20 protein-coding genes and 2 pseudogenes are annotated in these 26,162 nt (G+C 59.2%); 15 read left to right on the forward strand and 7 right to left on the reverse strand.

The features are described 5' to 3' along the window. Nucleotides 1–60: 60 nt before the first annotated feature. From L6R44_RS18760 to pheP, 6 genes and pseudogenes are all read left to right on the forward strand, one after another. Nucleotides 61–778 (forward strand): annotated as a pseudogene (locus L6R44_RS18760) (IS3 family transposase). A 336-nt stretch (nucleotides 779–1,114) separates the two neighbouring features. Beyond that, nucleotides 1,115–2,131 carry an iron ABC transporter substrate-binding protein gene (locus tag L6R44_RS18765; protein ID WP_237425060.1) on the forward strand — a complete coding sequence of 339 codons (1,017 nt, stop codon included), beginning with the start codon at nucleotides 1,115–1,117 and terminating at the stop codon, nucleotides 2,129–2,131. A 24-nt stretch (nucleotides 2,132–2,155) separates the two neighbouring features. After that, complete coding sequence (locus L6R44_RS18770) at nucleotides 2,156–3,730, forward strand: ABC transporter permease (protein WP_032638638.1); 1,575 nt, start codon at nucleotides 2,156–2,158, stop codon at nucleotides 3,728–3,730. Between the two features lies 1 nt (nucleotide 3,731). Further along, complete coding sequence (locus tag L6R44_RS18775) at nucleotides 3,732–4,754, forward strand: ABC transporter ATP-binding protein (protein ID WP_237425061.1); 1,023 nt, start codon at nucleotides 3,732–3,734, stop codon at nucleotides 4,752–4,754. A 181-nt stretch (nucleotides 4,755–4,935) separates the two neighbouring features. Continuing rightward, complete coding sequence (locus L6R44_RS18780; protein ID WP_237425062.1) at nucleotides 4,936–7,119, forward strand: TonB-dependent receptor; 2,184 nt, start codon at nucleotides 4,936–4,938, stop codon at nucleotides 7,117–7,119. Between the two features lie 103 nt (nucleotides 7,120–7,222). Then, nucleotides 7,223–8,611 carry a phenylalanine transporter gene (pheP, locus tag L6R44_RS18785; protein WP_032638645.1) on the forward strand — a complete coding sequence of 463 codons (1,389 nt, stop codon included), beginning with the start codon at nucleotides 7,223–7,225 and terminating at the stop codon, nucleotides 8,609–8,611. 92 nt (nucleotides 8,612–8,703) lie between these two features. Here pheP and L6R44_RS18790 read toward each other — a convergent pair whose 3' ends face one another. Beyond that, nucleotides 8,704–9,948 (reverse strand): mechanosensitive ion channel family protein, encoded by a 1,245-nt coding sequence (locus L6R44_RS18790; protein ID WP_237425063.1) that lies wholly within the window; start codon nucleotides 9,946–9,948, stop codon nucleotides 8,704–8,706. 65 nt (nucleotides 9,949–10,013) lie between these two features. Next, nucleotides 10,014–11,450 (reverse strand): MFS transporter, encoded by a 1,437-nt coding sequence (locus tag L6R44_RS18795; RefSeq protein ID WP_237425064.1) that lies wholly within the window; start codon nucleotides 11,448–11,450, stop codon nucleotides 10,014–10,016. A gap of 107 nt (nucleotides 11,451–11,557) precedes the next feature. Here L6R44_RS18795 and L6R44_RS18800 point away from each other — a divergent pair, with 107 nt between their 5' ends. From L6R44_RS18800 to L6R44_RS18815, 4 genes and pseudogenes are all read left to right on the forward strand, one after another. Continuing rightward, nucleotides 11,558–12,427 carry a helix-turn-helix transcriptional regulator gene (locus tag L6R44_RS18800; protein WP_237425065.1) on the forward strand — a complete coding sequence of 290 codons (870 nt, stop codon included), beginning with the start codon at nucleotides 11,558–11,560 and terminating at the stop codon, nucleotides 12,425–12,427. Between the two features lie 138 nt (nucleotides 12,428–12,565). Continuing rightward, nucleotides 12,566–12,894 (forward strand): annotated as a pseudogene (locus L6R44_RS18805) (type II toxin-antitoxin system RelE/ParE family toxin). Further along, entirely contained in the window at nucleotides 12,875–13,162 is a 288-nt protein-coding gene (locus tag L6R44_RS18810) for a helix-turn-helix domain-containing protein (protein WP_237425066.1), read from the forward strand. The pseudogene L6R44_RS18805 and the gene L6R44_RS18810 overlap by 20 nt, the downstream one beginning before the upstream one ends. Nucleotides 13,163–13,239: 77 nt before the next feature. Further along, a complete protein-coding gene (locus L6R44_RS18815) occupies nucleotides 13,240–13,842 on the forward strand; it encodes a hypothetical protein (RefSeq protein WP_237425067.1) in 603 nt (200 codons plus the stop codon). Between the two features lie 27 nt (nucleotides 13,843–13,869). On the opposite strand, the gene nfsB is transcribed toward L6R44_RS18815, so the two are convergent. The 3 genes from nfsB to L6R44_RS18830 form a co-directional block, all read right to left on the reverse strand. Then, nucleotides 13,870–14,523 (reverse strand): oxygen-insensitive NAD(P)H nitroreductase, encoded by a 654-nt coding sequence (gene nfsB, locus L6R44_RS18820; protein ID WP_024906901.1) that lies wholly within the window; start codon nucleotides 14,521–14,523, stop codon nucleotides 13,870–13,872. A gap of 120 nt (nucleotides 14,524–14,643) precedes the next feature. Beyond that, complete coding sequence (locus L6R44_RS18825; RefSeq protein WP_032638657.1) at nucleotides 14,644–15,012, reverse strand: MmcQ/YjbR family DNA-binding protein; 369 nt, start codon at nucleotides 15,010–15,012, stop codon at nucleotides 14,644–14,646. Beyond that, nucleotides 15,002–15,592, reverse strand: a complete 591-nt coding sequence (locus L6R44_RS18830) for a TetR/AcrR family transcriptional regulator (RefSeq protein WP_032638659.1) — start codon at nucleotides 15,590–15,592, stop codon at nucleotides 15,002–15,004. Before L6R44_RS18830 ends, L6R44_RS18825 begins: the two co-directional genes overlap by 11 nt. Before the next feature lie 190 nt (nucleotides 15,593–15,782). Here L6R44_RS18830 and L6R44_RS18835 point away from each other — a divergent pair, with 190 nt between their 5' ends. Continuing rightward, nucleotides 15,783–16,886 carry an MBL fold metallo-hydrolase gene (locus L6R44_RS18835; protein ID WP_237425068.1) on the forward strand — a complete coding sequence of 368 codons (1,104 nt, stop codon included), beginning with the start codon at nucleotides 15,783–15,785 and terminating at the stop codon, nucleotides 16,884–16,886. Between the two features lie 32 nt (nucleotides 16,887–16,918). Then, nucleotides 16,919–17,260 carry a RamA family antibiotic efflux transcriptional regulator gene (locus L6R44_RS18840; RefSeq protein ID WP_010428317.1) on the forward strand — a complete coding sequence of 114 codons (342 nt, stop codon included), beginning with the start codon at nucleotides 16,919–16,921 and terminating at the stop codon, nucleotides 17,258–17,260. A 54-nt stretch (nucleotides 17,261–17,314) separates the two neighbouring features. Here L6R44_RS18840 and L6R44_RS18845 read toward each other — a convergent pair whose 3' ends face one another. Continuing rightward, nucleotides 17,315–17,563, reverse strand: a complete 249-nt coding sequence (locus L6R44_RS18845; RefSeq protein WP_237425069.1) for a DUF1158 domain-containing protein — start codon at nucleotides 17,561–17,563, stop codon at nucleotides 17,315–17,317. A gap of 477 nt (nucleotides 17,564–18,040) precedes the next feature. Between L6R44_RS18845 and L6R44_RS18850 the strand changes: the two genes are divergently transcribed. The 3 genes from L6R44_RS18850 (at nucleotide 18,041) to L6R44_RS18860 (ending at nucleotide 25,064) form a co-directional block, all read left to right on the forward strand. After that, complete coding sequence (locus L6R44_RS18850) at nucleotides 18,041–20,749, forward strand: cation-transporting P-type ATPase (RefSeq protein ID WP_237425070.1); 2,709 nt, start codon at nucleotides 18,041–18,043, stop codon at nucleotides 20,747–20,749. Nucleotides 20,750–20,855: 106 nt separating this feature from the next. After that, entirely contained in the window at nucleotides 20,856–21,920 is a 1,065-nt protein-coding gene (locus L6R44_RS18855; RefSeq protein WP_237425071.1) for an efflux RND transporter periplasmic adaptor subunit, read from the forward strand. A gap of 9 nt (nucleotides 21,921–21,929) precedes the next feature. Further along, nucleotides 21,930–25,064 carry an efflux RND transporter permease subunit gene (locus tag L6R44_RS18860; protein WP_237425072.1) on the forward strand — a complete coding sequence of 1,045 codons (3,135 nt, stop codon included), beginning with the start codon at nucleotides 21,930–21,932 and terminating at the stop codon, nucleotides 25,062–25,064. Here L6R44_RS18860 and L6R44_RS18865 read toward each other — a convergent pair. Further along, nucleotides 25,015–26,136 (reverse strand): YbdK family carboxylate-amine ligase, encoded by a 1,122-nt coding sequence (locus tag L6R44_RS18865; protein ID WP_237425073.1) that lies wholly within the window; start codon nucleotides 26,134–26,136, stop codon nucleotides 25,015–25,017. The two genes, L6R44_RS18860 and L6R44_RS18865, sit on opposite strands and share 50 nt — an antisense overlap. Nucleotides 26,137–26,162 lie beyond the last annotated feature (26 nt).

The following is a 26,162-nucleotide window of genomic DNA, read 5'->3' on the forward strand; positions in this document are numbered from 1 at the left end:
TTACCCAGTAATAGTGGACAAGCGACTAAGTGAGTAAACTCTCAGCCAGAGGTGACTCACATGACAAAACCAGCATCAACCACCAAAAAGCCACGCAAGCAGCACTCGCCTGAATTCCGTCAGGAAGCCCTTAAACTCGCTGAGCGCATTGGTGTTGCCGCTGCAGCCCGCGAGCCCGGCCTGTATGAATCGCTGCTCTATAACTGGCGCAGTAAACAGCAGCAACAGCTCTCATCCTCTGACCGCGAAAACGAACTCGCCGCTGAAAATGCCCGTCTCAAACGCCATCGGCCCGAACCAGAAGCGGGCAGGAGACATCAATTATCTTCGCACTGATGAAGGCTGGCAGTATCTGGCTGTCGTCATCGACCTGTGGTCGCGTGCCGTTATCGGCTGGTCAATGTCATCTCGGATGACGCCACAGCTGGCCTGCGACGCGTTACAGATGGCGTTGTGGCAACGTAAACGCCCGGACGATGTCATCGTCCACACAGATCGTGGCGGGCAGTACTGCTCAGCGGATTATCAGGCGCTACTGCAACGGCATAACCTGCGCGGCAGCGTGAGCGCAAAGGGTTGCTGTTACGATAATGCGTGTGTGGAGAGCTTCTTCCACTCGCTGAAAGTCGAATGTATCCACGGTGAACGCTTTATCAGCAGGGAAATAATGCGGACGACGGTATTTAATTATATCGAGTGCGATTACAATCGGTGGCGCCGTCACAGTGCCTGTGTCGGACTCAGCATGGAACAGCTTGAAAACCAGAACCTCGCTTAGGGCTGTGTTCACATTACGTGGGTAGGATCACTTCTCTCACTATTCCCTTTCGAACGGCCACGGGCACTCTTATTTTCTCATTCCAGATAAATAACCGCGTAATCAATAGACGCCTAATTAATATTCCTTAGCTCTGCTCTTAATGTTTTCTTAATCTTTATTTAATCCGTTTTTTAAATCTGGATTTTTATCATTTAAACCCCAGCCATAAAGAAATTTTACACTTTTACGCGTAAAGTGGATTGATACTAATTATCATTAGCGTTGTTGTATGCTTTAATCCTGTCCCACAAAGCTATGCGTCATTATTTCCGTTGCTCTATTAAGGATATGTTCATGAATTCTCGCCTGCTGTCCTGCTTCTCGCTTGCCTTGTTGTCTTCATCCCTTTTCCTTTCTACACAATCGGTTGCCGCCGACAACAGCGAAGGTATCGTTGTTTATAACGCGCAGCACGAAAACCTGGTGAAGTCGTGGGTGGACGGTTTTACCAAAGAGACCGGGATTAAAGTTACGCTGCGTAATGGTGATGACAGCGAGCTGGGTAACCAGCTGGTTCAGGAAGGCAGCGCATCGCCTGCAGACGTGTTCCTGACGGAAAACTCGCCGTCGATGGTGCTGGTGGATAACGCCAACCTGTTTGCCCCGCTGGATGCAGGCACCCTGAATCAGGTACCGGCAGAGTTCCGCCCGGCGCACGGCCGCTGGATCGGCATTGCCGCCCGCAGCACCGTATTCGTCTATAACCCGGCAAAACTGAGTGAACAGCAGTTGCCTAAGTCGCTGATGGATCTGGCCAAACCCGAGTGGAAAGGGCGCTGGGCGGCATCGCCGTCAGGCGCGGATTTCCAGGCCATCGTGAGCGCAATGCTGGAGCTGAAGGGCGAAAAGGCTACCCTGGAATGGCTCAAGGCGATGAAAGCCAACTTCGTTGCCTATAAAGGCAACAGCACCGTGATGAAAGCGGTCAATGCCGGTCAGATTGATGGCGGCGTGATCTATCACTACTACCGCTTTGTCGACCAGTCCAAAACCGGCGAAAACAGCAAAAACACCCAGCTCTACTACTTCAAACACCAGGATCCGGGCGCGTTTGTGAGCCTCTCTGGCGGCGGCGTGCTGGCGTCGAGCAAACACAAAGCGCAGGCGCAGGCCTTCATTAAATACATTACCGGCAAAGAAGGTCAGGAAAGCCTGCGCACCAACAATGCCTTTGAATATGCGGTGGGCGTGAACGCGGCCTCCAACCCGAAGCTGGTCCCGCTGAAAGATCTGGATGCGCCGAAAGTTGAACCTTCAACGCTCAACGGTAAAAAAGTTATCGAGCTGATGACACAAGCCGGTCTGCTGTGATCCTGAGAGTGAAGTGAAGGTCTTATGTCTGGTCTGAGTCTCGACATCGGAAAAAACAGCGTGCAGGCGCCTGCCCGCAGGCGCCCTGCGCTGCCGATGGTTGCGTTAGCCGTATTGTTTTCATTAATGGCGCTTCTGCCTTTGGGTTTTATCATTGCCATTGGCATTGAGACCGGCTGGGAAACCATTAAGACGCTGGTGTTCCGCCCCCGCGTGGCGGAGCTGCTCAGCAACACGCTGTGGCTGACGGCCTTAGCGGTTCCGCTGTGTATCGTGACGGGCGTGGCAATCGCCTGGCTCACCGAGCGCACGCAGCTTGCCGGGCGACGCCTCTGGTCCGCGCTGGCGGTTGCGCCGCTGGCGATCCCGGCGTTTGTGCAAAGCTACGCCTGGGTGAGCGTGGTGCCGTCCATGCATGGCCTTTCCGCGGGCGTGTTCCTCTCCGTTCTGGCCTACTATCCGTTTATCACTATGCCGGTTGCGGCGGTGCTGCGTCGCCTTGACCCGACGCTGGAAGATGTCGCCGCGTCGCTCGGCACGCCGCCGTGGCGGGTCTTTTTCCGCGTGGTGCTGCCCCAGCTCAAGCTGGCTATCTGCGGCGGCGCGCTGCTGGTGGCGCTGCACCTGCTGGCGGAGTACGGCCTGTACGTGATGATCCGCTTCGATACCTTCACCACGGCCATTTACGATCAGTTTCAGTCTACCTTCAGCGGCCCGGCGGCGAACATGCTGGCGGGCGTGCTGGCCTTGTGCTGTCTGGCGATCTTAGTGCTGGAAGGGGTGACGCGCGGGAAAGCACGCTACGCGCGCATTGGCGCCGGGGCCGCGCGCGAGCAGAAACGCTGGCCGCTGAAGCCAGCGGCTGCCGCGCTGGGCCAGCTGTTTTTCATTGTGCTGATCGTTCTGGCGCTGGGCGTGCCGTTAATCGTCCTGTGCCGCTGGATTTGGCTCGGCGGCGTGCAAAACTGGATGAGTGCCGATCTCTGGCACTCGCTGCGCCAGACGCTGATGCTCGGCGTGGGCGGCGCACTCCTGACGACGGCGTGCGTAATCCCCATCGCGTGGCTTGGGATCCGCTATCCCCGCCGTATCTTCCGGATGCTGGAGGGGTGCATCTATATCACCAGCTCGCTGCCGGGGATTGTCACCGCGCTGGCGCTGGTCACCGTCACCATTCACTACGCCCGTCCTGTTTATCAGACGGAAATCACCCTGTTCCTGGCCTATCTGCTGATGTTTATGCCCCGTGCGCTCATCAACCTGCGGGCGGGCATTGCGCAGGCGCCGGTTGAGCTTGAAAACGTGGCGCGCAGCCTGGGCAGCACGCCTGCAAAGGCGCTCTGGAGCGTCACGATGCGGCTGGCCGCGCCGGGTGCGGCTGCGGGTGCGGCGCTGGTTTTCCTCGGCGTCAGCAACGAGTTGACCGCCACGCTGCTGCTCTCGCCCCTGGGCACGCGCACGCTCTCCACCGGATTCTGGGCGCTGACCAGTGAAATTGACTATGTGGCCGCCGCGCCTTACGCGATGCTGATGATCCTGATTTCACTCCCGCTGACCGCCATTCTCTATATGCAGTCGAAAAAAATTGCAGGGCTATGACATGCTTGAATTAACCGCCATTTCTAAATCGTTTTCTGATGTGCAGGTGCTCGACAGCTTAAACCTGAGCGTTGCGCCGGGGAGCAGGACGGCGATTGTCGGGCCGTCCGGGTCGGGGAAAACCACGCTGCTGCGCATTCTTGCCGGGTTCGAAACGCCTGACACGGGGCGTATTGTGATGCAGGGGAGCACGCTGTTTGATGAAAACCGTTTTGTTCCCGCCCACCTGCGCCGGATTGGCTTTGTGCCTCAGGAGGGGGCGCTGTTTCCGCATCTCAACGTGGCAGACAACATTGCCTGGGGGCTGGACGGCACCCGTCACGAGAAGCGTCAGCGCGTTGAGGCGCTGATGGAGATGGTCTCTTTGGACCGGCAGCTCGCAACACACTGGCCCCATGAGATTTCCGGCGGACAGCAGCAGCGCGTGGCGCTTGCCCGTGCGCTGGCCCAGCGTCCTTCGCTGATGCTGCTTGATGAACCGTTCTCGGCGCTGGATACCGGCCTGCGCGCCATGACGCGTAAGGCAACGGCAGACCTGCTCGCCGAAGCGGGCGTAGCCTCGATTCTGGTCACCCACGATCAGAACGAAGCGCTGTCTTTTGCCACGCAGGTGGCCGTCATGCGCGCCGGACGCTTCACGCAGGTCGGTACGCCTTATGACGTGTACACGCGTCCCGTTGATGAAGAGACGGCGCTATTTCTTGGCGATGCCGTGATCCTGCCTGCCCAGCTGGGTGCCGGGTATGCCGTATGCGCGCTGGGTAACGTGCCAACGGATAGCGCCCATGCGTCTGGAGAGGGCAAGGTGATGATGCGCCCTGAGCAACTACGCGTGACGGCATGTGCATCGCACGAAAGCCCGATCTCGATTCTTGATGTGGATTTTACCGGCCAGCTGTCGACGCTCACCCTGGGGCTACCCGGGCAGCAGCAGCCCGTGATCCTGAAGACCGTCAGCCAGCCAGGGTGGAACCCGGGCACGGCGGTACGTATTGATATTACGGGCACCGCGCGCGTTTTATGATTTTACCCACCCCGAAACGGGGTGGTTGTTCCCCTGACTTTCTCTCCACGCCTCCCTCATGAGCGCGGTGACGCTTGCCAATGCATAGATAATGCGTATAGTTCTCATTTGCATTGCAGTCAACATACTCTAAGGCCCGATAACGGGTCGTTTTTTGCGCGCACTTTCAAATGAGTTAACGATGAACAACACCAACATACACAAAACGCTGCTGGCGCTCGCCGTTGGCGCGGTGACGCATTCCGCCTTCGCGGCGGAGGATCAAAAAGAGGACACCCTCGTTGTGCAATCTGCCCCTGCCGGCGATTTCAAACCCGGTGGTGACCAACTGGTACCGGCCTTCCTTGACGGACAGGTGGCGAACGGCGGGCGTATGGGGATGCTGGGCCAGCAGAACGCCATGGACGTGCCGTTTAACATCATCAGCTATACCTCGAAGCTGGTAGAAGATCAGCAGGCGAAAACCATAGCCGATGTCGTCGCTAACGACGCCGGGGTGCAGTTCGTTCAGGGGTACGGCAACAGCGCGGAAACCTACCGCATCCGTGGCCTGAAGTTTGACGGCGACGACATGACCTTTGGCGGCCTGTCCGGCGTGCTGCCGCGCCAGGTGGTGGATACCCAGATGGTCGACCGCATTGAGATCTTCAAAGGGGCTAACTCGCTGATGAACGGCGCGGCAAGCTCCGGCGTGGGCGGGATGATCAACCTTGAGCCAAAACATGCGGGGGAACTCCCGCAGGCTAAAGTCGGCGTGGACTACACTTCGGATTCCCAGATCGGCACGACGCTGGATGCGGGCCGTCGCTATGGCGACGACGACCAGTTTGGCGCGCGGGTGAACCTGGTCCATCGCGAAGGGGAAACCGGCATACCGAACGACCGCCGCCGCACCACGCTGCTTTCAACCGGTCTGGATTACAGCGGTGACCGCTTCCGCACCTCGCTGGATCTGGGCTATCAGAAGAAAACCTTCCACGGCAGCCCGACCAGCGTGAATATTTCGGCGGTCGATTTCGTGCCCGAACCGCCGAAAAACGATCGTAACTTCTCGCAGAAGTGGGCCTACAGCAACATCGAAAACGAATTTGGGATGTGGCGCAGCGAGTACGACATCACCGACGGCTGGACCGCCTACACCGGTCTTGGCGCACAGCACGCGCACGAAGAAGGGATCTACAGCGCGCCGAAGCTGGTTGATAAAAGCGGTAAGGCAACGGTCAGCCGTCTTGATACCAACCGCATCAGCGATGCCGTCAGCGGCATGGCGGGTATTCGCGGCAACTTCACTACCGGCTTCGTCTCGCACAAGGTTAACGTTGGCTATTCGGCGATGACCAAAAACGAAAAAATCGCGTGGAAAATGTCGGCGGCGAAGGATAACCCGACCACCAACATCTACCACAACACCGGCGTTGATATGCCGGACAGTACCAACTTCAACGGCTCAGGCGGCAAATACAGCGATCCGCTGACCAGCGGGCGCACCCGCACCCAGGGCTGGCTGCTGAGCGATACGCTGGGCGTACTGGACGACAAGCTGCTGTTCACCGCTGGCGCGCGCCATCAGAAAGTGGTTATCCGCGGATATAACAAAGTGACTGGTGCAGAAAACGCGGCGGACGGCTTCGACGGCAGCCGCTGGATGCCCACCTACGGCGTGGTCTATAAGCCGTGGGAGCCGATTTCCCTTTATGCCAACCACACCGAGGCGCTACAGCCGGGCAAAACCGCGCCCAACACCGCCACCAACTACGGCCAGAGCACCGGTATCGTCCACTCTAAGCAGAACGAAGTGGGCGTGAAGGCGGACTTTGGCCGCGTGGGCGGATCGCTTGCGCTGTTCGAAATCAAAATGCCGTCGGCGATCCTTGACGACAGCGGTCACTACGGCCTTGACGCCGAGCAGCGTAACCGTGGCGTGGAGCTAAACGTCTTCGGCGAGCCAGCGCTGGGGATGCGCCTGAACGCCAGCGCCACCTGGCTGCAGGCCGAGCTCACCAAAACCAAAAATGGCGTGAATCAGGGGAACGATGCGATCGGTGTCCCGAACTTTTACGCCGTGCTGGGTGCAGAGTACGACATCAAGCCGATTGACGGTCTAACCGCGACCGCGCGCATGAACCACTCCGGGGCACAGTACGCTGACCTGGCAAACACCAAAAAGCTGGACAGCTACACCACGCTGGATCTGGGGATGCGCTATCGCTTCGCGGTGAACCACAATGCAAACCAGATGACCGTGCGCGCGGGCATCGACAACGTGACCAATGAAAACTACTGGGCTAGCGTGGACGATTCCGGTACCTACATCACGCAGGGTGAACCGCGAACCTTTAAGGTCTCGGTTGGCTACGCGTTTTAAGCGTTCCACCTCGTTATCCGGGGCACGGATGCCCCAATCCCTTGCTACCTCCAGCATGAAGTGTTAAAACGTGCCCCTTCTAAAAAAGAGACAGGGGTAGGACGTGAAAGACGCGTCATCCGCTTCAGGCCAGGGTAGTGCCGAAGCCACGTCGGATCAGAATCCGACGCTGCAACGTGGTTTGCAAAATCGACATATTCAGTTAATTGCCCTCGGCGGCGCCATCGGTACCGGGCTGTTCCTCGGCATTGGCCCCGCGATTCAGATGGCTGGCCCGGCGGTTCTGCTGGGTTACGCTATCGCGGGTATTATCGCCTTCCTGATCATGCGCCAGCTTGGCGAGATGGTCGTTGAAGAGCCGGTTTCAGGCTCCTTCGCGCACTTTGCCTATAAATACTGGGGCCCGTTTGCCGGCTTCCTGTCCGGCTGGAACTACTGGGTCATGTTCGTGCTGGTGGGGATGGCGGAGCTGACCGCCGCAGGCATCTATATGCAGTACTGGCTGCCGGATGTCCCGACGTGGATCTGGGCGGCGGCTTTCTTCATCATTATTAACGCGGTTAACCTCGTCAACGTGCGCCTGTACGGCGAAACCGAGTTCTGGTTTGCGCTGATCAAGGTGCTGGCGATTATCGGGATGATCGGTTTTGGCCTCTGGCTGCTGTTCTCCGGCCACGGCGGCGAGCGCGCCACGATCGACAACCTGTGGCAGCACGGCGGCTTCCTCGCCACCGGCTGGAAAGGGCTGATCCTCTCCCTGGCCGTGATCATGTTCTCTTTCGGTGGATTAGAGCTGATTGGCATTACCGCCGCGGAAGCGCGCGACCCGCATAAAAGCATTCCAAAAGCGGTTAACCAGGTGGTGTACCGAATTCTGCTGTTCTACATCGGCTCGCTGGTGGTGCTGCTGGCGCTCTACCCGTGGGTGGAAGTGAAGTCCGACAGCAGCCCGTTCGTGATGATTTTCCACGATCTGAACAGCAACGTGGTCGCCTCAGCGCTCAACTTCGTCATTCTGGTGGCGTCGCTGTCGGTCTATAACAGCGGGGTTTACTCCAACAGCCGCATGCTGTTCGGCCTCTCCGTGCAGGGCAACGCGCCGAAGTTTCTCACCCGCGTCAGCCGCCGCGGCGTGCCGATCAATTCGCTGCTCCTTTCCGGGGCGATTACGTCTTTAGTCGTGCTGATCAACTACCTCTTGCCAAAAGCGGCGTTTGGCCTGCTGATGGCGCTGGTTGTCGCCACGCTGCTGCTGAACTGGATTATGATCTGCCTCGCGCACCTGCGCTTTCGCGCCGCGATGCGCCGTAAGGGACGCGAGACGCAGTTCAAAGCGCTGCTTTATCCTGCGGGGAACTACCTCTGTATCGCCTTCCTGGGGCTGATTCTGGTGCTGATGTGCACCATGGACGAGATGCGTCTTTCGGCGATGCTGCTGCCGGTGTGGGTGGTGTTCCTGTTTGTGGCGTTTAAGCTTTCCCGTAACAAGTAGCACGGTTTTCTCCCTCTCCCCGTGGGAGAGGGCGCCAGACCGCACCCGTCTTCACGCCCGGTGGCGCTTCGCTTACCGGGCCTAAAAACGGATTATCTGGCGATAACGCCCGCCAGGGATCGAATATCATTCCCGGTCGGGGACTGGTGAATACGCAGCCCAAACTCATCCACCACCGCGTAAATATGGTCGAAAATGTCGGCCTGAATTTCCTCATATTCCGCCCAGACCACCGTATTGGTGAAGGCATATATTTCAATCGGCAGACCGTTCGCGTCTGGTGCCAGCTGGCGCACCATCAGCGTCATATCTTTTCGAATGCGCGGGTGGTTGCGCAGATATTCGTTCAGGTAGGCGCGGAAGGTGCCAATATTGGTCATCTTACGCAGGTTTAATACCGACTCCCCTTCGCCGTTTTTCTGATTCCACAGGTTTATTTCCTCGTGTCGCGCGGCGAGATAGGGCTTCAGCAGTTTTGCCTGAATAAGTTTCTGCTGCTCCTGCTCGTCGAGAAAATGAATGCTGGTGGTATCAATATTCAGGCTGCGCTTAATGCGTCGCCCGCCGGAGGCCGACATCCCGCTCCAGTTGATAAAGGCGTCGGAGACCAGCGCCCACGTCGGAATGGTCGTAATGGTATTATCGAAATTGCGCACCTTAACGGTGGTCAGCCCAATGTCCGTCACCGTGCCGTTGGCGCCGTATTTCGGCATCTCCAGCCAGTCGCCGAGCTTGAGCATGTCGTTGGCGGAAAGCTGAATGCCTGCGACAAGCCCCAGTATCGGGTCTTTAAATACCAGCATTAACACCGCCGCCATGGCGCCCAGGCCGCTGATCAGAATCGCCGGGGACTGGCCGATCAGCAGGGAGATAATCAATATCCCCACCAGGATCGCGCTCACCAGCTTGATGCCCTGGAAAATCCCTTTCAGCGGCAGCTGTGACGCGGTGGCCATTTTCTGCGACAGATTAAAAATCACGTCCAGCAGCGAGAAGAAGGAGAGCAGGGCATACACCATGACCCACAGCTTCGCGCAGGTGGTGAGGATCTCCGCCGCTTCGCTGCCTTTTTGCAGCCACAGTACGGCCTGTACGTTGACGATTATCCCCTGAAGGGTAAACGCCAGACGGTGAAATAATTTATTCTGGGTAATGATCTGCAGCCACAAATGGCTGCTGGCCTGCGCGCGCTTTTCGAAAGCGCGAAGCACCACTTTGTGCAGAATAAAATGAAGGATGATGGCGGTAAGAAAAATAATACCAAAGATAATCACTAAAGAGGTGGTGTGATTAATTTCAATGCCTAACTCTTCAACCTGAGCAATTAATTCCTGCATAACGTCTCCTGTATTGTTGCAGCCCCATAATGGCGGCTGCGGATCTATTATGCAAATTCGCGAACCTATTTGGCGGTCTGACAGACTTTCGCGACGGGCAGGCACAGGCGATGGCGCATACGCAGCGTCGCCAGGGCCAGCACGACCATCATGGCCGTTTCCACCGTCAGGAAGACGTTCACCGCCTGGGTGTAATCCCCGTGATGGTTCTGCAGCGCGTGCAGCAAAATGGCGCCAAAAATGGCCGGTCCAAGCCCCAGCGCGGCCTGCTGCAGCGTGCTGAGAATGGCGCTCGCGGCGCCCGCGTCGTCAGGCTTGATATCGCGCATCCCGATGCGGTAGAAGCTGTTCACGATCAGCGCCTGCCCATAGCCAACCAGCCCGGTCGCAGGTGCCAGCGTCAGGGCCGTATTTTGCACGCCCCAGTAGCGGAACGTGGCGATCAGCGCCAGCAGGCCAGTAATCTGGATCGCCAGCCCCGTCAGCAAAATGGTGCCGGTGCTGTAGCGAGCAATCAGCCGCGGCGCGAACCATGCGGAAATAAAATAGGTCACCCCAAGGGCGATAAAACTGTTCCCGGACTGCCAGGGCGCCATCCCCAGACCGGTTTGCATGGTCAGCGCCATACAGAACATAAACCCGGACCAGACGCTGAAAAAAAGCACCGCAATCAGTGTGCCAAAGCGGACGCTGCGAAGCGCAAGCAGGCGCGGCGGGATCAGCGGGTGGGCATTCTCGCGCTCTTTTTTACGCGCATTGAGCGCCATCAGCCAGGCCAGCGGGACGAGTGCGAGCAGCATCGCCTTCAGCGGCCAGGACCAGTGCCACTGCGGGCCGAGCGCCATCGGGAACAGCAGGCAACAAAGCATAATCGCCAGCAGCACGGTACCCGTCCAGTCGATGCGTGACGGCGTCTCGCGACGGGTTTCAGGCACGTAGCGGCGGCTCAGCGCCAGCACCGCCAGGCAGATCGGCACGTTGATAAAGAAGGCGTTACGCCAGCCCAGCCCGGCGATATCCGCCGACACCAGCCAGCCGCCGCCCATCTGGCCCACGATAAACGCGATCCCACCGATGCCGCCAAACAGGCTGATGGCCTTCGCGTGCGCCGTACCTTTCAGCGTCACGTGCAGCGTGGCAAGAATTTGCGGCACGATCAGGGCGGCTCCCGCACCCTGTAAGATGCGCGCGGCCAGCAGCTGCTCAATGTTCCCCGCCAAACCGCACAGCAGCGAGGCCAGGCCAAAGCTCGCCACGCCCCACATAAACAGGCGACGGCGGCCCAGGTTATCCCCCAGCTTGCTGCCGAGCGCGAGGCAGACGGCAAAGGCCACGCCGTAGAGGGCGACAATCAGCTCCAGCTCGGTGGCGGTGGCCTGCAGTGAATGGGTGATGGCGTCCAGCGCCACGTTGGTGATTGAGGTATCAATCATCGGCAGCATCTGGCCGGTTAAGAGCAATATCAGGCCAGCGCGGCCCGGTGAAACAACTGACGTATTCATGGTAACTCCATTGCGTCACTCATCAGATGGTCGTAGCATCAACCATCTGATAAACGGGTACCAGTTCTTGCTTATACTGGTACTGGTACTACCATGCAGGGGGATTTATGGCCTTGATGTCTGAACCTGTTACCTCACTTCAGGATGACACGCGAAAGCAGCTGGGCGCATTTTTACGCGCGCGGCGTGAAAGCCTCGACCCGCAGCGACTCGGGCTGCCGCGCAGCGGTCGCCGCCGCACGCCGGGTCTGCGGCGGGAAGAGGTGGCGATGCTCGCTGACGTGGGCGTGACCTGGTACACCTGGCTTGAGCAGGGCAGGGACGTCAATCCGTCCAGCGCGGTGATGGCCGCGGTGGCGAAAGCGCTGCAATGCACCCCGACCGAGGCCCGGCACCTGTTCGTGCTAGCCGGGCTGCCGCCGGGTGAAGCGCCGCAGGCGGTCTGCTGCGAGGGGATCAGCGAAGGCACGCGCCGCCTGCTGGATACGCTGATGCCGAAACCCGCCAGCATCCAGAAACCGAATTTCGACATCGTGGCGTGGAACGACAGCTTCGGGCACCTGATGGGTGTGGATTTCAATGCCATCCCGCCGGAAGATCGCAACTGTATTTACCTGTTCCTCACCCATCCTGCGTGGCGCGCGCGCCTCGGCAGGCGCGACGACGTGCTGCCCATCTTTGTCTCCTATTTCCGCGCGGCGATGGCCGAGCACCGGGGCGACCCGCTGTGGGAGGCCAAGCTAGCGCGCTTCTTTGCGGTGTCCGAAGAGTTTAAAACCCTGTGGCACCAGCGCAACGACGTGCGCGGCGTGGAGAACCAGCTCAAGCTGTTTACCCATCCCGAGCTGGGGGATTTTACGCTGCAGCAGATGTACTGGTACTCCGCGCCGCGAAACGGGTCCCGGCTGCTGGTGTACCTCCCGGTGGATGAAGCGGGGGAGAGGGCAATGGCATGGCTGGCGGAACAGGCTAAATAATTTTTTGCGAGACGTTTTCAGGGAATCAGCACGGATCCAGTAATGCCTGTTAAAAGCAGGTAAGGTGAGTCACGAAAGGCAACATTAGCCTTTAATGCAAATTGCCTTATATGCTAATATTATCAGGGATGAAATACCGTGTTCAGACTTATCGTTCATCAGGCGGTCAGGGAGGAAATCCTCTCACTGCCTGCGGGGGTACAGGCGAAGCTGATTCGCCAGCTTGATAAATTACGCACTCACCCAACAGCGTTGAGAGAACCTGACAGCAAACCCTTACCCTATGGTTTGTTTGAAATCAGAACCGTCGGGCTGATCCACACTCGCGGGATCTACGTCTATCAGCGGGAGAAGACAATTTTTCTGCTGCGGGTGTTTATCAAGAAGACGCAAAAAACGCCTCTGCTGAATTCCGTCTGGCATTGAAGCGACAACAGGAGATGTTGGATGAGCAAGAAAATTATTGACTGGGATGAACTCCGAGCGGAGCTGTTAAGCGATTCAGAGGTACAGGCTTCTTTTGATGCAGAAGAGCGCAAGGAGCGCCTGCGGGAGATGCTTGCTCAATGGCGCGACCATGCTGGTCTGACGCGCGCGCAGGTGGCAGAGCGGATGGGGGTCAGTGCACCCACGGTATCAAGAATGGAAGCGAATATTACCCGGGCGAGCCTTGATACGTTAACGCGTTATGCCCTGGTATGTGGGATTAAGCATCCGCAGATTACGCTCTATTGACGCTTCTTCAACTTACTGAATTCGCGCAATTTATATTGGAAGTTAAGTCGACTATACTTATGCCATGAGCAACCACCATGTCGCCACTGATGATTGATTCCGCAGATTTTAGCCAGAAATTAGGCCTTATCTCCCGAAACGTCGAACATACCGAAGCGTTTCTTGCGCGAGGCACGGTGGATTTTCACCTGCCCGGATTTATCCTGCCAGCAGGATATCGCCTGTTAAAATCGCGCTACGGCGATGAATACCGTCTCGTGACCACCGACGAGGGAAAACCCTATACGGCGTATGCCGTGAAGCTGACGTTTCATAGAGAAATTACCTTTCCTCACGGTGCCGCCACGCAAGTGATGGTCTGGCGTACGCCCCGCGCGGTCCATCAATCCGTTATCAGCGGGTTGCCACAACTTTTCTTTCAGTGGGTGCTCAGCGAATACGACATCGTGGTCTCAGACAGCGAGCAGACCGGCGACGGACAGCGGTTTTGGTTGCGGATGATCGACTGGGCGTTCAGCATGAATTACCAGATAAGCGTGGCGGACGGTACGGTAGGTGAAGAGTGGCGCTTAACCCCGGTGAGTTCTTACGCCGAACTGGAGGAGCGCTGGATTGCGTTTGCCTGGGGATACGATCGTGATGTGCATCCACATCGCAGGCTAGTCATCAGTAAAGCGTAACGGGCCGCGCGCGGCGGCCCATCGGGATTAGCACTCGGTCACAATCGTGCTCAGCGGCAGGCGAGACTTCGGCAGCGTGGCGTTGAAATCTTCCACGCTGTGATGGCCAACCGGTACCACCACCAGGCTGGTAAAGCCTTTCTCTTTCAGGCCAAACTCTTCGTCGAGAATTGCGGCGTCGAAACCTTCAATCGGTACCGCGTCCAGACCCATTGCGCCCACGCCCAGCAGGAAGTTGCCGACGTTCAGATAAACCTGCTTCGCCATCCACTGGTCGTCATCTTTCAGATCCACGCGGTGCATGTCGGCGAAATAGGTGCGGCCCTTATGGTTCGCGGCTTTGGCTTCTGGCGTATTGAAACGGCCATCGGCCTCTTCCTGATCCACAACGCGCTCCAGCCAGGCATCGTCCATCGCGGTTTTCGCGCAGAACACCACCACGTGAGACGCATCCAGCATTTTGCGTTCGTTGAACACATAGGTTCCCGCGGCGGATTTCGCCACGCGCGCTTTTCCTTCCTCGGTGCTGGCAACAATGAAGTGCCACGGCTGGGAGTTGGTGCTGGACGGGCTGTACTGCAGCAGGGTTTTGATTTTTTCCGCTTCTTCTGCGGTCAGTTTTTTGCTTGCGTCGAACGCCTTGGTTGAGTGGCGTTTCAGGGCGACAGAAATGATATCCATAACAACTCCTGGTGATGAAATTCGCCCGCTCGCGGGCGCGAAAGGAGAGCAGATTACAGCGGGACGCGAAAAAAGATAAGTGCAATTCGAGCGTTTAATCTGTTCGTCTCAGACGAACAATCAGGCCGGGCGTATCCACTTCTGGTCTTTTTTCGGCAGCTTATCGACGACCAGATTCCAGGAATCATTAATGAGGTCGGCAACCAGTTCTGGCGTCACGTCCTCGGTGCCGTACAGCGAAATCCAGTGCTTTTTATTCAGATGGTAACCCGGCTCAACGCCCCGGTAGATCTGCTGATTTAACAGTGATTTTTCCGGATCGGATTTCAGGCTAACGTGCGGCCGTCCGCGTACGGTTGCCATCAGCATGAAAATTTTCCCGCCGACTTTGAAGACGTCGTACTCCGGGCCGAACGGCCAGCAGTGTTCGGTAAAAGGCATCTCCAGCGCGACGCGCTTCGCGTGCTCCTGCAGGGACTTACTGTCCATCGCTCTCCTCCTGAGCCAGCCCGCGCCACATGGCCTCAAAACCCAGCGATTTAAAATCAACGGCACGGGAAGGATCGCGGGTGGCAAACTCCATGGTGGTTTCCGCCAGCGATAAGAACAGCGCATCGCCAAAGGTCTTAAATTCATCCGACATAAACACCGGGCGCACCGAACGACGGCACAGTTCATGGAGCTCCGGGAACATCTCTTTCACCGCCAGTTCCGTCTCGGCGCTCAGCTTTTCACTGACGCCAATCTGGCGAATCGCCGCATGCGCAACCGGGTTACGAATGCCCCAGTCCACATAGCTGTTCCAGATATTACGGGTATGTTCTTTAGGCAGCGTGATGGTGCGATCGAGGTTCGCCAGCATGGTCTGGCAGAGATCCTGCTTCAGGTGCAGATAGAGGGCATTCAGCAGATCGTCTTTCGTAGCAAAGTAGCGGAACAGGGTGCCTTCGGCGACGCCCGCCCTGCGGGCAATAAGCGCCGTTGAGGCGGCAATGCCTGACTGTGCAAACGCCGCCGTTGCGGCCTCCAGTAAGGCCTGTTTTTTATCTTCACTCTTCGGACGTGCCACTAAATTTTTCCTCCTGTCAATTATAAAAACCCAGATTGAAACACGTGCTTTGACACGCTGCAACGCGGAATGTCAAAGATCGAAAACGTCTTGACGACTTTATCATCACATCTATAATGAGTGCTTACTCACTCATAATCAAGTTTACCCTGCGCACACCGTCGGATGGGGCGCGTTTTCGGGTCAGGATATGAAAAAACCTCTCTTCATCTGCGTGGTGTTAATCATGATTATTGCTTCAGCCGCGAGTTTGCCGTTTGTTCTGAATGCCGGATTCGGCCAGCCGCCTCAGGGTGAACGGCTCACTGAAGTGGAGGCCTCCCCACAGTATCGCGAGGGGAAATTCCACAATACGCTGCCGACGCCTGGCTTTACCGGGCAACAAAATATGCTGGTGGCGTGGTGGCAATTTCTGACCCGTAAAACCGAAAACGCCCGCCCGGCTCAGCCGCTGCCGCTGGTGAAAACCGATCTGGCGAGCCTGCCGCTGGAGCAGGACACGCTGGTGTGGCTCGGCCACTCCTCGTGGTACCTGCAGCTCGCGGGCAAACGCATCCTGATCGATCCGGTGCTCGGCAACTATGCCGCGCCGTTCTCGTTTCTCAATAAAGCGTTTGACGGAGAGTATCCATGGCGCGCTGAAGGCATGCCGGAGATCGACCTGCTGATTATCTCGCACGATCACTACGATCACCTGGATTACGCCACCATCCGGGCGCTACTGCCGAAGGTGAAGCGCGTGGTGACGCCGCTTGGGGTAGGGTCACACCTGCGCTACTGGGGAATGAAGCCTGAAATTATTGACGAGCGCGACTGGAACCAGTCGGTACGCATCAGCGATGAATTGACGGTGCACGTGCTGCCGGCGCGCCACTTCTCCGGGCGCGGCATCAAGCGTGACCAGACCCTGTGGGGCAGCTTTATGTTCGTCACGCCAGCCCGGAAGGTTTACTACAGCGGGGATTCCGGTTACGGCCCGCACTTTAAGGCCATCGGCGAGCAGTTTGGCGGCGTGGATTTAGCCATCATGGAAAACGGCCAGTACGACCAGGACTGGAAGTACATCCACATGCTGCCGGAGGAAACGGCGCAGGCCTCGGCGGATCTGAACGCGAAAGCCGTGGTGCCCGGGCATAACGGGCGCTTCGTGCTGGCGAAACACGCGTGGAACGATCCGCTGATCCAGCTGGCAAAAGCCAGCCAGGATAAAAATTATCGGTTGCTCACGCCGCAACTGGGCGAGCCCGTCCGGGTGAATGACGCCACGCAGACCTTCCGCGCGTGGTGGGAATAATGTTTAAGCGAGAAGCAGAGGGGGACAGCAGTATGACCATTTCCGCTCAAGTCATTGACACTATCGTCGAATGGATCGACGACAACCTGCACCAGCCATTACGTATCGAAGAGATTGCCCGCCACGCGGGTTACTCGAAGTGGCACCTGCAGCGGCTGTTTATGCAGTACAAAGGGGAGAGCCTGGGGCGCTACATCCGTGAACGCAAGCTGCTGCTGGCGGCACGCGATCTCCGTGAATCCGACGCGCGGGTGTACGATATCTGCCTGCGGTACGGGTTTGACTCGCAGCAGACGTTTACCCGCATCTTCACCCGGACGTTCAACCAGCCGCCTGGGGCGTACCGCAAAGAGAACCATAGCCAGACGCATTAACATGCCGCATCCAGGCCGGGTAAGGCGTAGCCGCCACCCGGCTTTTTTGTGGGCTCACGACGCCAGTGAAAACCAGCGGCGCCAGACGAAACGCAGTACGAAGAATTCGACGGCGCCCAGCAGTAAAAACCACACGCAGAACAGAATGGTGTAAAGCTGGTTAAGATCGACCATGTGAAAGGTCTGAACCAGCTTCTGTGCCAGCACCAGGCCCAGCGACGGCGCGGGTAACAGCAGGCAGGAGAGCAGGGCCAGCAATAAAATGCCGCCTGCCGTAAGGAGCGATTCTAACGGGTGTTTCATCGTAATGTTAATCGTCAGTTAAAAATGTCATTGTCCGGCATCCTGTAACGTAAAGCAATATCAGCCACTCTGGCGTCATTGAATAATATGAAGAGATTATTTTGCGAATAAATAACAAAACGCAGCCCGATATTTATATTAATATCGCGTTGTGTAAATAAATGTCTTTATCAGGAAAATAATTTTACAAATGTATAGGTGCTATAACCAATTAACGTGGCAATAACAATGGCTGCGATGATATATAACACCAGTCGGCGTCCGCGATAAATACCCCACATGGTTCCCCCTCGTTTAGTATTGGTTTAGAAATATTTTGTAAAAATCAGGTCGTCGAATTAGTTTTAATCAGTTTTGAATAACCGAGAAGTCATTATATTGCGGTAGATCAAATTTACCCGCAAGACTTTAAAGCGAATTTATTTAGCCAGAAAGGAATTCAGGCTTCTGTTCACCGGATATTGAAGGAAAAATACGATGACCGAAAAAAAACGCTCCCCAAACATGCCGCCTTCCGGCGGGCTGGCATACCAGCAGACCGTAGAGCAGGTGCTCGCTCACGCGCAGAGCCAGGCCAGCGGTCTGGATCGTGCAGAGGCGCAGGCGCGTCTGCAAAAAACAGGGCCCAACGCGCTGCCGGAGAAAAAAGGCAAGCCTGCCTGGCTGCGTTTTTTAGCCCATTTTAATGATGTATTGATTTATGTCCTGCTGGCCGCCGCCGTATTAACGGCAGTAATGGGCCACTGGGTTGATACGCTGGTTATTCTGGGCGTGGCGGTAATCAATGCCTTAATTGGCCATATTCAGGAAAGTAACGCGGAAAAATCGCTGAAGAGTATTCGTAATATGCTCTCCAGCGAGGCGCGCGTTATTCGCAATGGCAACCATGAAACCATACCGACGACTGATATAGTCCCGGGCGATATTATTGTATTACGCGCCGGGGATCGTATTCCGGCGGATATGCGTTTAATTGAGGCGCATAATTTACGCGTGGAAGAGGCGATTCTGACCGGCGAATCCACCGTGGTGGATAAACACGTTAATCCGCTGAGCGGCGAATTACCGCTGGGCGATCGCACCAACATGGTCTTCTCCGGGACGACCGTGAGCGCGGGCGGCGGCGTTGGCGTGGTCACCGCGACCGGTCAGGAGACGGAACTCGGCCATATCAACCAGATGATGGCGGGCATTGAAAAACACCGCACGCCGCTGCTGGTGCAGATGGACAAGCTGGGTAAGGCGATCTTCGCGATTATTCTGGCGATGATGGCCGCGCTGTTTGTCTTCAGCCTGGCGTTCCGCGAGATCCCGATGGGCGAGCTGCTGCTCTCCCTGATTAGCCTGGCGGTGGCCTCCGTGCCGGAAGGTCTGCCTGCGATTATCTCTATTATTCTCTCCCTGGGCGTGCAGGCGATGGCGCGCAAGCGGGCAATTATCCGCAAGCTGCCGACGGTTGAAACGCTCGGCGCGATGACCGTGGTCTGCTCGGATAAAACCGGCACCCTGACGATGAACGAGATGACGGTTAAAGCCATCATCACCGCCGACGCCTGCTACCGCGTGGACGGCAACAGCTACGAGCCGGTAGGCAACATCTACCTGGAAGGCAGCGACGAGCCGGTCCACATCCAGCCGGGCACCGTGCTGGAGCAGTACCTGCGCACCATCGACCTGTGTAACGACAGCCAGTTGATTCAGGACGAGCGCGGCCTGTGGGGCATCACCGGCGGCCCGACCGAGGGCGCGCTGAAGGTGCTGGCGGCGAAGGCCAGCCTTGAGCCGGTCATGACCACGCTGGTCAATAAGATCCCGTTCGACTCGCAGTACAAGTACATGAGCACCCACTACCAGATTGGCGGTGAGGAGCAGATCCTGATCACCGGCGCGCCGGACGTCATTTTCGCCCTGTGCGCGCAGCAGCAGACCCGCCACGGTGCGGACGCCTTCAACCGCGCGTACTGGGAAAGCGAGATGGAGCGCTATGCGCGTCAGGGGCTGCGCATGGTTGCGGCGGCGTTTAAGCCTGCAAACGGCGAACAGGAACTGACGCACGACGACCTGAGCCACGGCCTGATCTTCCTCGGCATCGCCGGGATGATGGATCCCCCGCGCCCGGAAGCGATTGACGCCATTAACGCCTGCCAGCAGGCGGGGATCCGCGTGAAGATGATCACCGGGGATCACCCGCAGACGGCGATGAGCATCGGCCAGATGCTGGGGATCAGCAACAGCGAGCAGGCGGTCACCGGCTATGAGCTGGAGAAGATGGACGACGCTACGCTGGCGGACGCGGCGGTGAAGTACGACATCTTTGCCCGTACCAGCCCCGAGCATAAGCTGCGCCTGGTGAAAGCGCTGCAGGACAAAGGTGAAATCGTCGGCATGACCGGTGACGGCGTGAACGATGCCCCGGCGCTGCGTCAGGCTGACGTCGGCATCGCCATGGGCATCAAGGGCACGGAAGTGACCAAAGAGGCGGCGGATATGGTCCTGACGGACGATAACTTCGCCACCATCGCCAGCGCGGTGAAGGAGGGGCGTCGCGTTTACGACAACCTGAAGAAGACGATTCTGTTCATCATGCCGACCAACCTGGCGCAGGGGCTGCTGATTGTGATTGCGCTGCTCGCGGGGAACATCATTCCGCTGACGCCGGTGCTGATTCTGTGGATGAACATGGCGACCTCCGCCACGCTCTCCTTCGGCCTGGCCTTCGAGGCCGCCGAGCGCAACATCATGCGTCGTCCGCCGCGTCAGACCGGGCAGCACGTGATGGATGCCTATGCCGTCTGGCGCGTGGCCTTCGTCGGCACCATGATTGCCATCGCCGCCTTCGCGCTGGAAGCCTGGCTGGCCCCGCGCGGCCACAGCGCGGAGTTCATCCGCACCGTGCTGCTGCAGATGCTGGTCTGCGCCCAGTGGGTGTACATGATTAACTGCCGCAACACCGAAGGGTTCTCCCTCAACCGCGGCCTGCTGGCGAATAAAGGGATCTGGCTGGTGACGGGCGTGCTGTTCCTGCTCCAGGCGGCGATTATCTACTTGCCGTTTATGCAGATGCTGTTCGGCACCGAAGCGCTGCCGCTGCGCTACTGGTTTGTGACCCTGGCGGTTGCAGCGGCGATGTTCTTCGTCGTCGAAATCGAGAAGCGACTGACCCGCAGGTTCCGTAAGGCTGCATAACGAAAACCTTACCCCTCACCCTAACCCTCTCCCTTGGGCTCGGTTTTCTCCCTCTCCCCTTTGGGGAGAGGGCCGGGGTGAGGGGAAACAACGCTGAGGTACCTCCATGAAACTCCCGCTCCTGTTCGCGCTCCTCGCCTGCACCCTGCAGCCCGCATTTGCTGCCGCCATTCCCGTGCGCGTTGCCACCGTCGAGCAGACCGCCCACGCCGCCGAGCGCCAGATCCCGGGCCGCATCGAGGCCATCCACACCGTTGAGCTGCGCGCGCGTACGGAAGGCGTCATTACCAAAATTCACTTCCGCGACGGGCAGTACGTGAAAAAAGGCGACGTGCTGTTCGAGCTGGACGACGCCGAGCCGCGCGCCGCCCTGCGCCTGGCGCAGGCCGAAGTGAAAAGCGCCGAAGCCACGCTGCGCCAGGCTCAGCAGCAGCTGTCCCGCTTTGAAAGCCTGGGCAGCAGCAACGCCATCAGCCGTCACGACGTGGACAACGCCCGCATGCAGCGGGACGTGGCAAGCGCCGCGCTGGAGCAGGCGAAAGCCCGGCTCGACACCCGCAACGTGACCCTGAACTACACCCGCATCGCCTCGCCGATTGACGGTCGCGTGGGGCACAGCCAGTTCCACGTCGGCAGCCTGGTGAATCCCGCAAGCGGCGTGCTGGTGGAGGTAGTACAGCTTGACCCGATCCGCATCGCCTTTGCGCTGGAAGAGGGCGCGTTTGCCACCAAAGCCGGAGAGCATGCGGATATCCGCGCCATGAAGCAGGCCTGGCAGGCGCTGATCGACAGCAACGGCCAGCGCGTCAGCGGCGAGCTGACGTCGGTGGATAACCGCATCGACCCGCGCACCGCCAGCGTGATGCTGCGCGCCGAGTTTGCCAATCCGCGCCATCAGCTGCTGCCCGGCGGCAATGTGAACGTGTATTTGCGCCCGGCAAGCGAGCAGCCGGTACTGATCCTGCCCGCCGCCGCCGTACAGCAGAACGGCGACGGTTTCTTTGCCTGGGTGGTGAATGCCGACGGTAAAGCCGAAATGCGCCCGCTGAAGGTTGCCGGACAGATCGGCCAGCAGTTTCAGATTGCCTCCGGCGTAAAGTCCGGTGAGCGAGCAATTACTGACGGCGCGCAGCGCGTGCAGCCCGGCGCGGCCGTTCAAATACTGAATTAAGGAGCCATCATGCTGACGTTTTTCATCAAACGCCCGCGCTTCGCGATGGTCATTGCGCTGGTCATCACCCTGCTGGGGGCCATCGCGCTGAGGATTATCCCGGTAGAGCAGTACCCGCAGATCACGCCGCCGGTGGTGAACGTCTCGGCCAGCTGGCCGGGCGCCAGCTCCGCCGACGTGGCGGAGGCCATCGCCACGCCGCTGGAGACCCAGCTGAACGGCGTGGACCACATGCTCTATATGGAGTCCACCAGCTCGGACGACGGCTCCTATAGCCTGAACATCACCTTTGCGGCGGGCACCGATCCGGACCTTGCCGCCATCGACGTGCAAAACCGCGTGGCGCAGGCCGTGGCGCAGCTGCCCACCGAGGCGCAGCAAAACGGCGTGCAGGTGCGCAAGCGCGCCACCAACCTGATGATGGGGGTAAGTCTTTACTCACCGAATAACACCCACACGCCGCTGTTCGTCAGCAACTACGCCAGCACCCAAGTGCGCGAGGCGCTGTCGCGCCTGCCGGGCGTCGGTCAGGTGCAGATGTTTGGCGCGCGCGACTACAGCATGCGCATCTGGCTGCGTCCGGACCGCATGAACGCCCTCAACGTCACCACCGATGACGTGGCGCAGGCGCTGAGCGAGCAGAACGTGCAGGGCGCGGCAGGCCAGGTCGGCACGCCGCCGGTGTTTAACGGCCAGCAGCAGACTTTGACCATCAACGGGCTGGGGCGCTTAAGCCAGGCCGAAGACTTTGCCGACATCATCATCCGCGCGGGCGAGATGGGCCAGCTGGTGCGCCTGAAGGACGTGGCGACAATCGAACTCGGCTCGCGCAGCTACAGCTCCGGCGCGCAGCTGAACGGGCACGACTCCGCCTACCTCGGCATCTACCCGACGCCGTCCGCCAACGCCCTGCGCGTGGCCGACGCGGTGCGCGCGGAGCTGGAGCGCCTCTCGACGCGCTTCCCGGACGATCTGGTCTACGAGGTGAAATTCGACACCACCGCCTTTGTGGCCGCCACCATTAAAGAGATCGGCGTCTCGCTGGCGCTGACGATGCTGGCGGTGGTGGTCGTGGTGTCCCTGTTCCTGCAGAGCTGGCGCGCGACGCTGATAGTCGCGCTCGCCATTCCTGTGTCGCTGGTGGGCACCTTTGCGGTGCTCTATACGCTCGGCTACTCCGCCAACACGCTGAGCCTGTTCGCCATTATTCTGGCGCTCACCATGGTGGTGGATGACGCCATCGTGGTGGTGGAGAGCGTCGAAACGCTGATGGCGGAAGGGCAGAGCCGCACGGCGGCGACCGCGCTGGCGCTGCGCCAGATTGCCGGTCCGGTCATCGCGACGACGCTGGTGCTGCTGGCGGTGTTTGTGCCGGTGGCGCTGCTGCCGGGGATCGTCGGCGAGCTGTACCGCCAGTTCGCGGTGACGCTTTCCACGGCGGTCACGCTTTCAAGCCTGGTGGCGCTAACCCTGACGCCCGCCCTGTGCGCGATGCTGCTGCGTCCGCGCCCGGAGAAGCCTGCGGCGGTTTATCGCGCCTTTAACCGTGGGCTGGACGCCACGCGCAATCGCTATAGCCGGATCGTGAGCGTATTCACCCTGCGCCCGTGGCTGGCGCTGCTGGCTACCGCAGGCGCGGCGGCCGTGGTGGCGTTCAGCTTTACGTCAATGCCAAAAGGCTTCCTGCCGCAGGAGGACCAGGGCTACTTCTTCGCCAGCGTTCAGCTGCCGGAAGCGGCCTCGCTGGAGCGTACCGAAGCGGTAATGACCACCGCGCGCGCGCTGATTGCCAAAAATCCGGCGGTGGAGGACGTGATTCAGGTTTCCGGATTTAACATCCTCAACGGCACCAGCGCGTCCAACGGCGGGTTTATCTCCATCATGCTCAAAGACTGGAGCGAGCGCCCGCCGCTGGACGAGGTGATGGGCACCCTGCAGCGACAGCTGCTGGCCCTGCCGGAAGCCACCATCATGACCTTCGCGCCGCCGACGCTGCCGGGGCTCGGCAACGCCTCCGGCTTCGACCTGCGCATCCAGGCGCAGGCGGGGCAGAGCCCGGCGGAGCTGGAGCGCGTCACGCGCGGGGTGCTGATGAAGGCCAACCAGCACCCGCAGCTGAGCCGCGTGTTCACCACCTGGAGCAGCAGCGTGCCGCAGCTGACCCTGACCGTTGACCGCGAGCGCGCTGCCCGCCTCGACGTGCCGGTGTCGCGCATCTTCAGCAGCCTGCAAACCGCCTTCGGCGGCACGCGCGCCGGGGATTTCAGCATCAACAACCGCGTCTACCACGTGGTGATGCAAAACGAGATGCAGTGGCGCGAGCGCGCCGAGCAAATCAGCGAGCTGTTCGTGCGCAGCAACAGCGGCGAGCGGGTTCGCCTGAGCAACCTCGTCACCATCACGCCGAGCGTTGGCGCGCCGTTCCTGCAGCAGTACAACCAGTTTCCGTCCGTGTCGGTGAGCGGCTCGGCGGCGGAGGGGGTGAGCAGCAGCACCGCGATGGCGGTGATGAGCGAGATTCTGGCGGAGAGCCTGCCTGCGGGGTACGACTACGCCTGGAGCGGCATGTCGTATCAGGAGCAGCAGACCGGCAACCAGGCGATATGGATCGTGCTGGCGGCGGTGGTGATGGCATGGCTGTTTCTCGTCGCCCAGTACGAGAGCTGGACGCTCCCGGCGAGCGTGATGCTCTCGGTGCTGTTTGCCATCGGCGGGGCGCTGGTCTGGCTGTGGCTGGCGGGCTACGCCAACGACGTCTACGTGCAGATTGGCCTGGTTTTGCTGATCGCACTCGCGGCGAAAAACGCGATACTCATTGTGGAGTTCGCCCGTGCGCGGCGCATGGACGGCATGGCGATTGCCGATGCCGCAAGGGAAGGGGCGTCGCGCCGCTTCCGCGCGGTGATGATGACCGCCGTGTCGTTTATTATCGGCGTCCTGCCGATGATGCTGGCGACCGGGGCGGGTGCCCAGAGCCGCCGCATCATCGGCACCACGGTCTTCAGCGGCATGCTGGTGGCGACCGTGGTGGGGATTGTGTTCATCCCCGCGCTGTTCGTGCTGTTCCAGCGCCTGCGCGAGTGGGGCCACGGCCTTACGGACTCGTCGCCCACAGCTCGCAGTGCTTCTGAACCAGAGAAATAAGCGAGCCGCCGTCGGCGATAAAGTCCCGCATGCGCTGCGCCTCGCTCTTGCCCTGCCTTAACAGCAGGGCAATTTCATTGATAGCGCTCGTCGCGCCGAGTTTCTCGGCCGACGGCGCAACCTGCTCCAGCAGCCAGGCGATATCTTCCGCCACGGTTTTGTGCTCGCCGGTATGCACGTCCGTCAGGATCCCCTCCAGCCCGTAGCGGCACGCCTGAAAACGGTTAAAACGGTACAGCAGAAAATCCCGTTCCTGATGCTTAAAGGGCCGCGCGGTCAGCAGCCAGTGCGACGTGGCCTGGATCAGCCCGGCGACGTTAATCGCGTGGCCGAGCGTCAGCGGCGTATCCATCACCCGCACCTCCACGGTACCGAAGTGCGGGCTGGGGCGGATGTCCCAGTGAAGATCCTTAATGCTGTCGATCATGCTGGTGCTGCTCAGGCGGCGGAACAGCCCCTCGAATTCCTGCCAGCTGTTGACCCACGGCATCAGGCCGTTATCCGGGAACCCCGAAAAAATATTCAGACGCGATGAGGCGAACTTCGTGTCCGTGCCCTGCATATAGGGCGACGCGGCGGCGAGGGCGATAAAGTGCGGCACAAAGTGCGACAGGCCGTGCACCAGGTAAATGGCGTCGTCACCGGTCCGGCAGCCGACGTGCACGTGCTGGCCGAAGACCGTTGCCTGCAAAATCAGGTAGCCAAAGCGCTCCAGCGTGACGTTATAGCGCTCGTCGTCGCACACCTCCTGCCGCTGCCACTTCTGGAACGGATGCGTCCCGCCGCCGCAGATCTGGATATGCTGCTCCGCCGCCGCGCGCAGAATGCTTTGCTGCATCACCGAGAACTGCGCCGCCGCCTGGTCGATGGTCTGACACACGCCGGTGGCGATTTCGAGCATGCTTTCGGTGATGTCGTGTTTGACTTCACCGCCTTTGACGTCGTCCTTGACGGCGGCGATCAGCGCGGAGGAGTCCTGGCTCAGATCGTAGCCCGGCGGGTTAACCACCTGCAGTTCGAGCTCGATGCCGAGGGTGAACGGTTCAGAGGACTTGAAATCGGGTAAGGGCATGGCGCACTCCGTTGTCGGTTGTGTGT

This window comes from Enterobacter cloacae complex sp. ECC445 (genome assembly GCF_021892025.1).
Taxonomy (GTDB): Bacteria; Pseudomonadota; Gammaproteobacteria; order Enterobacterales; family Enterobacteriaceae; genus Enterobacter; species Enterobacter chengduensis.

What these genes read in the sequence shown, in the direction of transcription:
- L6R44_RS18765 (WP_237425060.1), top strand. Translation starts at nt 1,115, where the DNA reads ATGAATTCTCGCCTGCTGTCCTGCTTCTCGCTTGCCTTGTTGTCTTCA.
- L6R44_RS18770 (WP_032638638.1), top strand. Translation starts at nt 2,156, where the DNA reads ATGTCTGGTCTGAGTCTCGACATCGGAAAAAACAGCGTGCAGGCGCCT.
- L6R44_RS18775 (WP_237425061.1), top strand. Translation starts at nt 3,732, where the DNA reads ATGCTTGAATTAACCGCCATTTCTAAATCGTTTTCTGATGTGCAGGTG.
- L6R44_RS18780 (WP_237425062.1), top strand. Translation starts at nt 4,936, where the DNA reads ATGAACAACACCAACATACACAAAACGCTGCTGGCGCTCGCCGTTGGC.
- L6R44_RS18790 (WP_237425063.1), bottom strand. Translation starts at nt 9,948, where the DNA reads ATGCAGGAATTAATTGCTCAGGTTGAAGAGTTAGGCATTGAAATTAAT.
- L6R44_RS18795 (WP_237425064.1), bottom strand. Translation starts at nt 11,450, where the DNA reads ATGAATACGTCAGTTGTTTCACCGGGCCGCGCTGGCCTGATATTGCTC.
- L6R44_RS18800 (WP_237425065.1), top strand. Translation starts at nt 11,558, where the DNA reads ATGGCCTTGATGTCTGAACCTGTTACCTCACTTCAGGATGACACGCGA.
- L6R44_RS18810 (WP_237425066.1), top strand. Translation starts at nt 12,875, where the DNA reads ATGAGCAAGAAAATTATTGACTGGGATGAACTCCGAGCGGAGCTGTTA.
- L6R44_RS18815 (WP_237425067.1), top strand. Translation starts at nt 13,240, where the DNA reads ATGTCGCCACTGATGATTGATTCCGCAGATTTTAGCCAGAAATTAGGC.
- nfsB (WP_024906901.1), bottom strand. Translation starts at nt 14,523, where the DNA reads ATGGATATCATTTCTGTCGCCCTGAAACGCCACTCAACCAAGGCGTTC.
- L6R44_RS18825 (WP_032638657.1), bottom strand. Translation starts at nt 15,012, where the DNA reads ATGGACAGTAAGTCCCTGCAGGAGCACGCGAAGCGCGTCGCGCTGGAG.
- L6R44_RS18835 (WP_237425068.1), top strand. Translation starts at nt 15,783, where the DNA reads ATGAAAAAACCTCTCTTCATCTGCGTGGTGTTAATCATGATTATTGCT.
- L6R44_RS18840 (WP_010428317.1), top strand. Translation starts at nt 16,919, where the DNA reads ATGACCATTTCCGCTCAAGTCATTGACACTATCGTCGAATGGATCGAC.
- L6R44_RS18845 (WP_237425069.1), bottom strand. Translation starts at nt 17,563, where the DNA reads ATGAAACACCCGTTAGAATCGCTCCTTACGGCAGGCGGCATTTTATTG.
- L6R44_RS18850 (WP_237425070.1), top strand. Translation starts at nt 18,041, where the DNA reads ATGACCGAAAAAAAACGCTCCCCAAACATGCCGCCTTCCGGCGGGCTG.
- L6R44_RS18855 (WP_237425071.1), top strand. Translation starts at nt 20,856, where the DNA reads ATGAAACTCCCGCTCCTGTTCGCGCTCCTCGCCTGCACCCTGCAGCCC.
- L6R44_RS18860 (WP_237425072.1), top strand. Translation starts at nt 21,930, where the DNA reads ATGCTGACGTTTTTCATCAAACGCCCGCGCTTCGCGATGGTCATTGCG.
- L6R44_RS18865 (WP_237425073.1), bottom strand. Translation starts at nt 26,136, where the DNA reads ATGCCCTTACCCGATTTCAAGTCCTCTGAACCGTTCACCCTCGGCATC.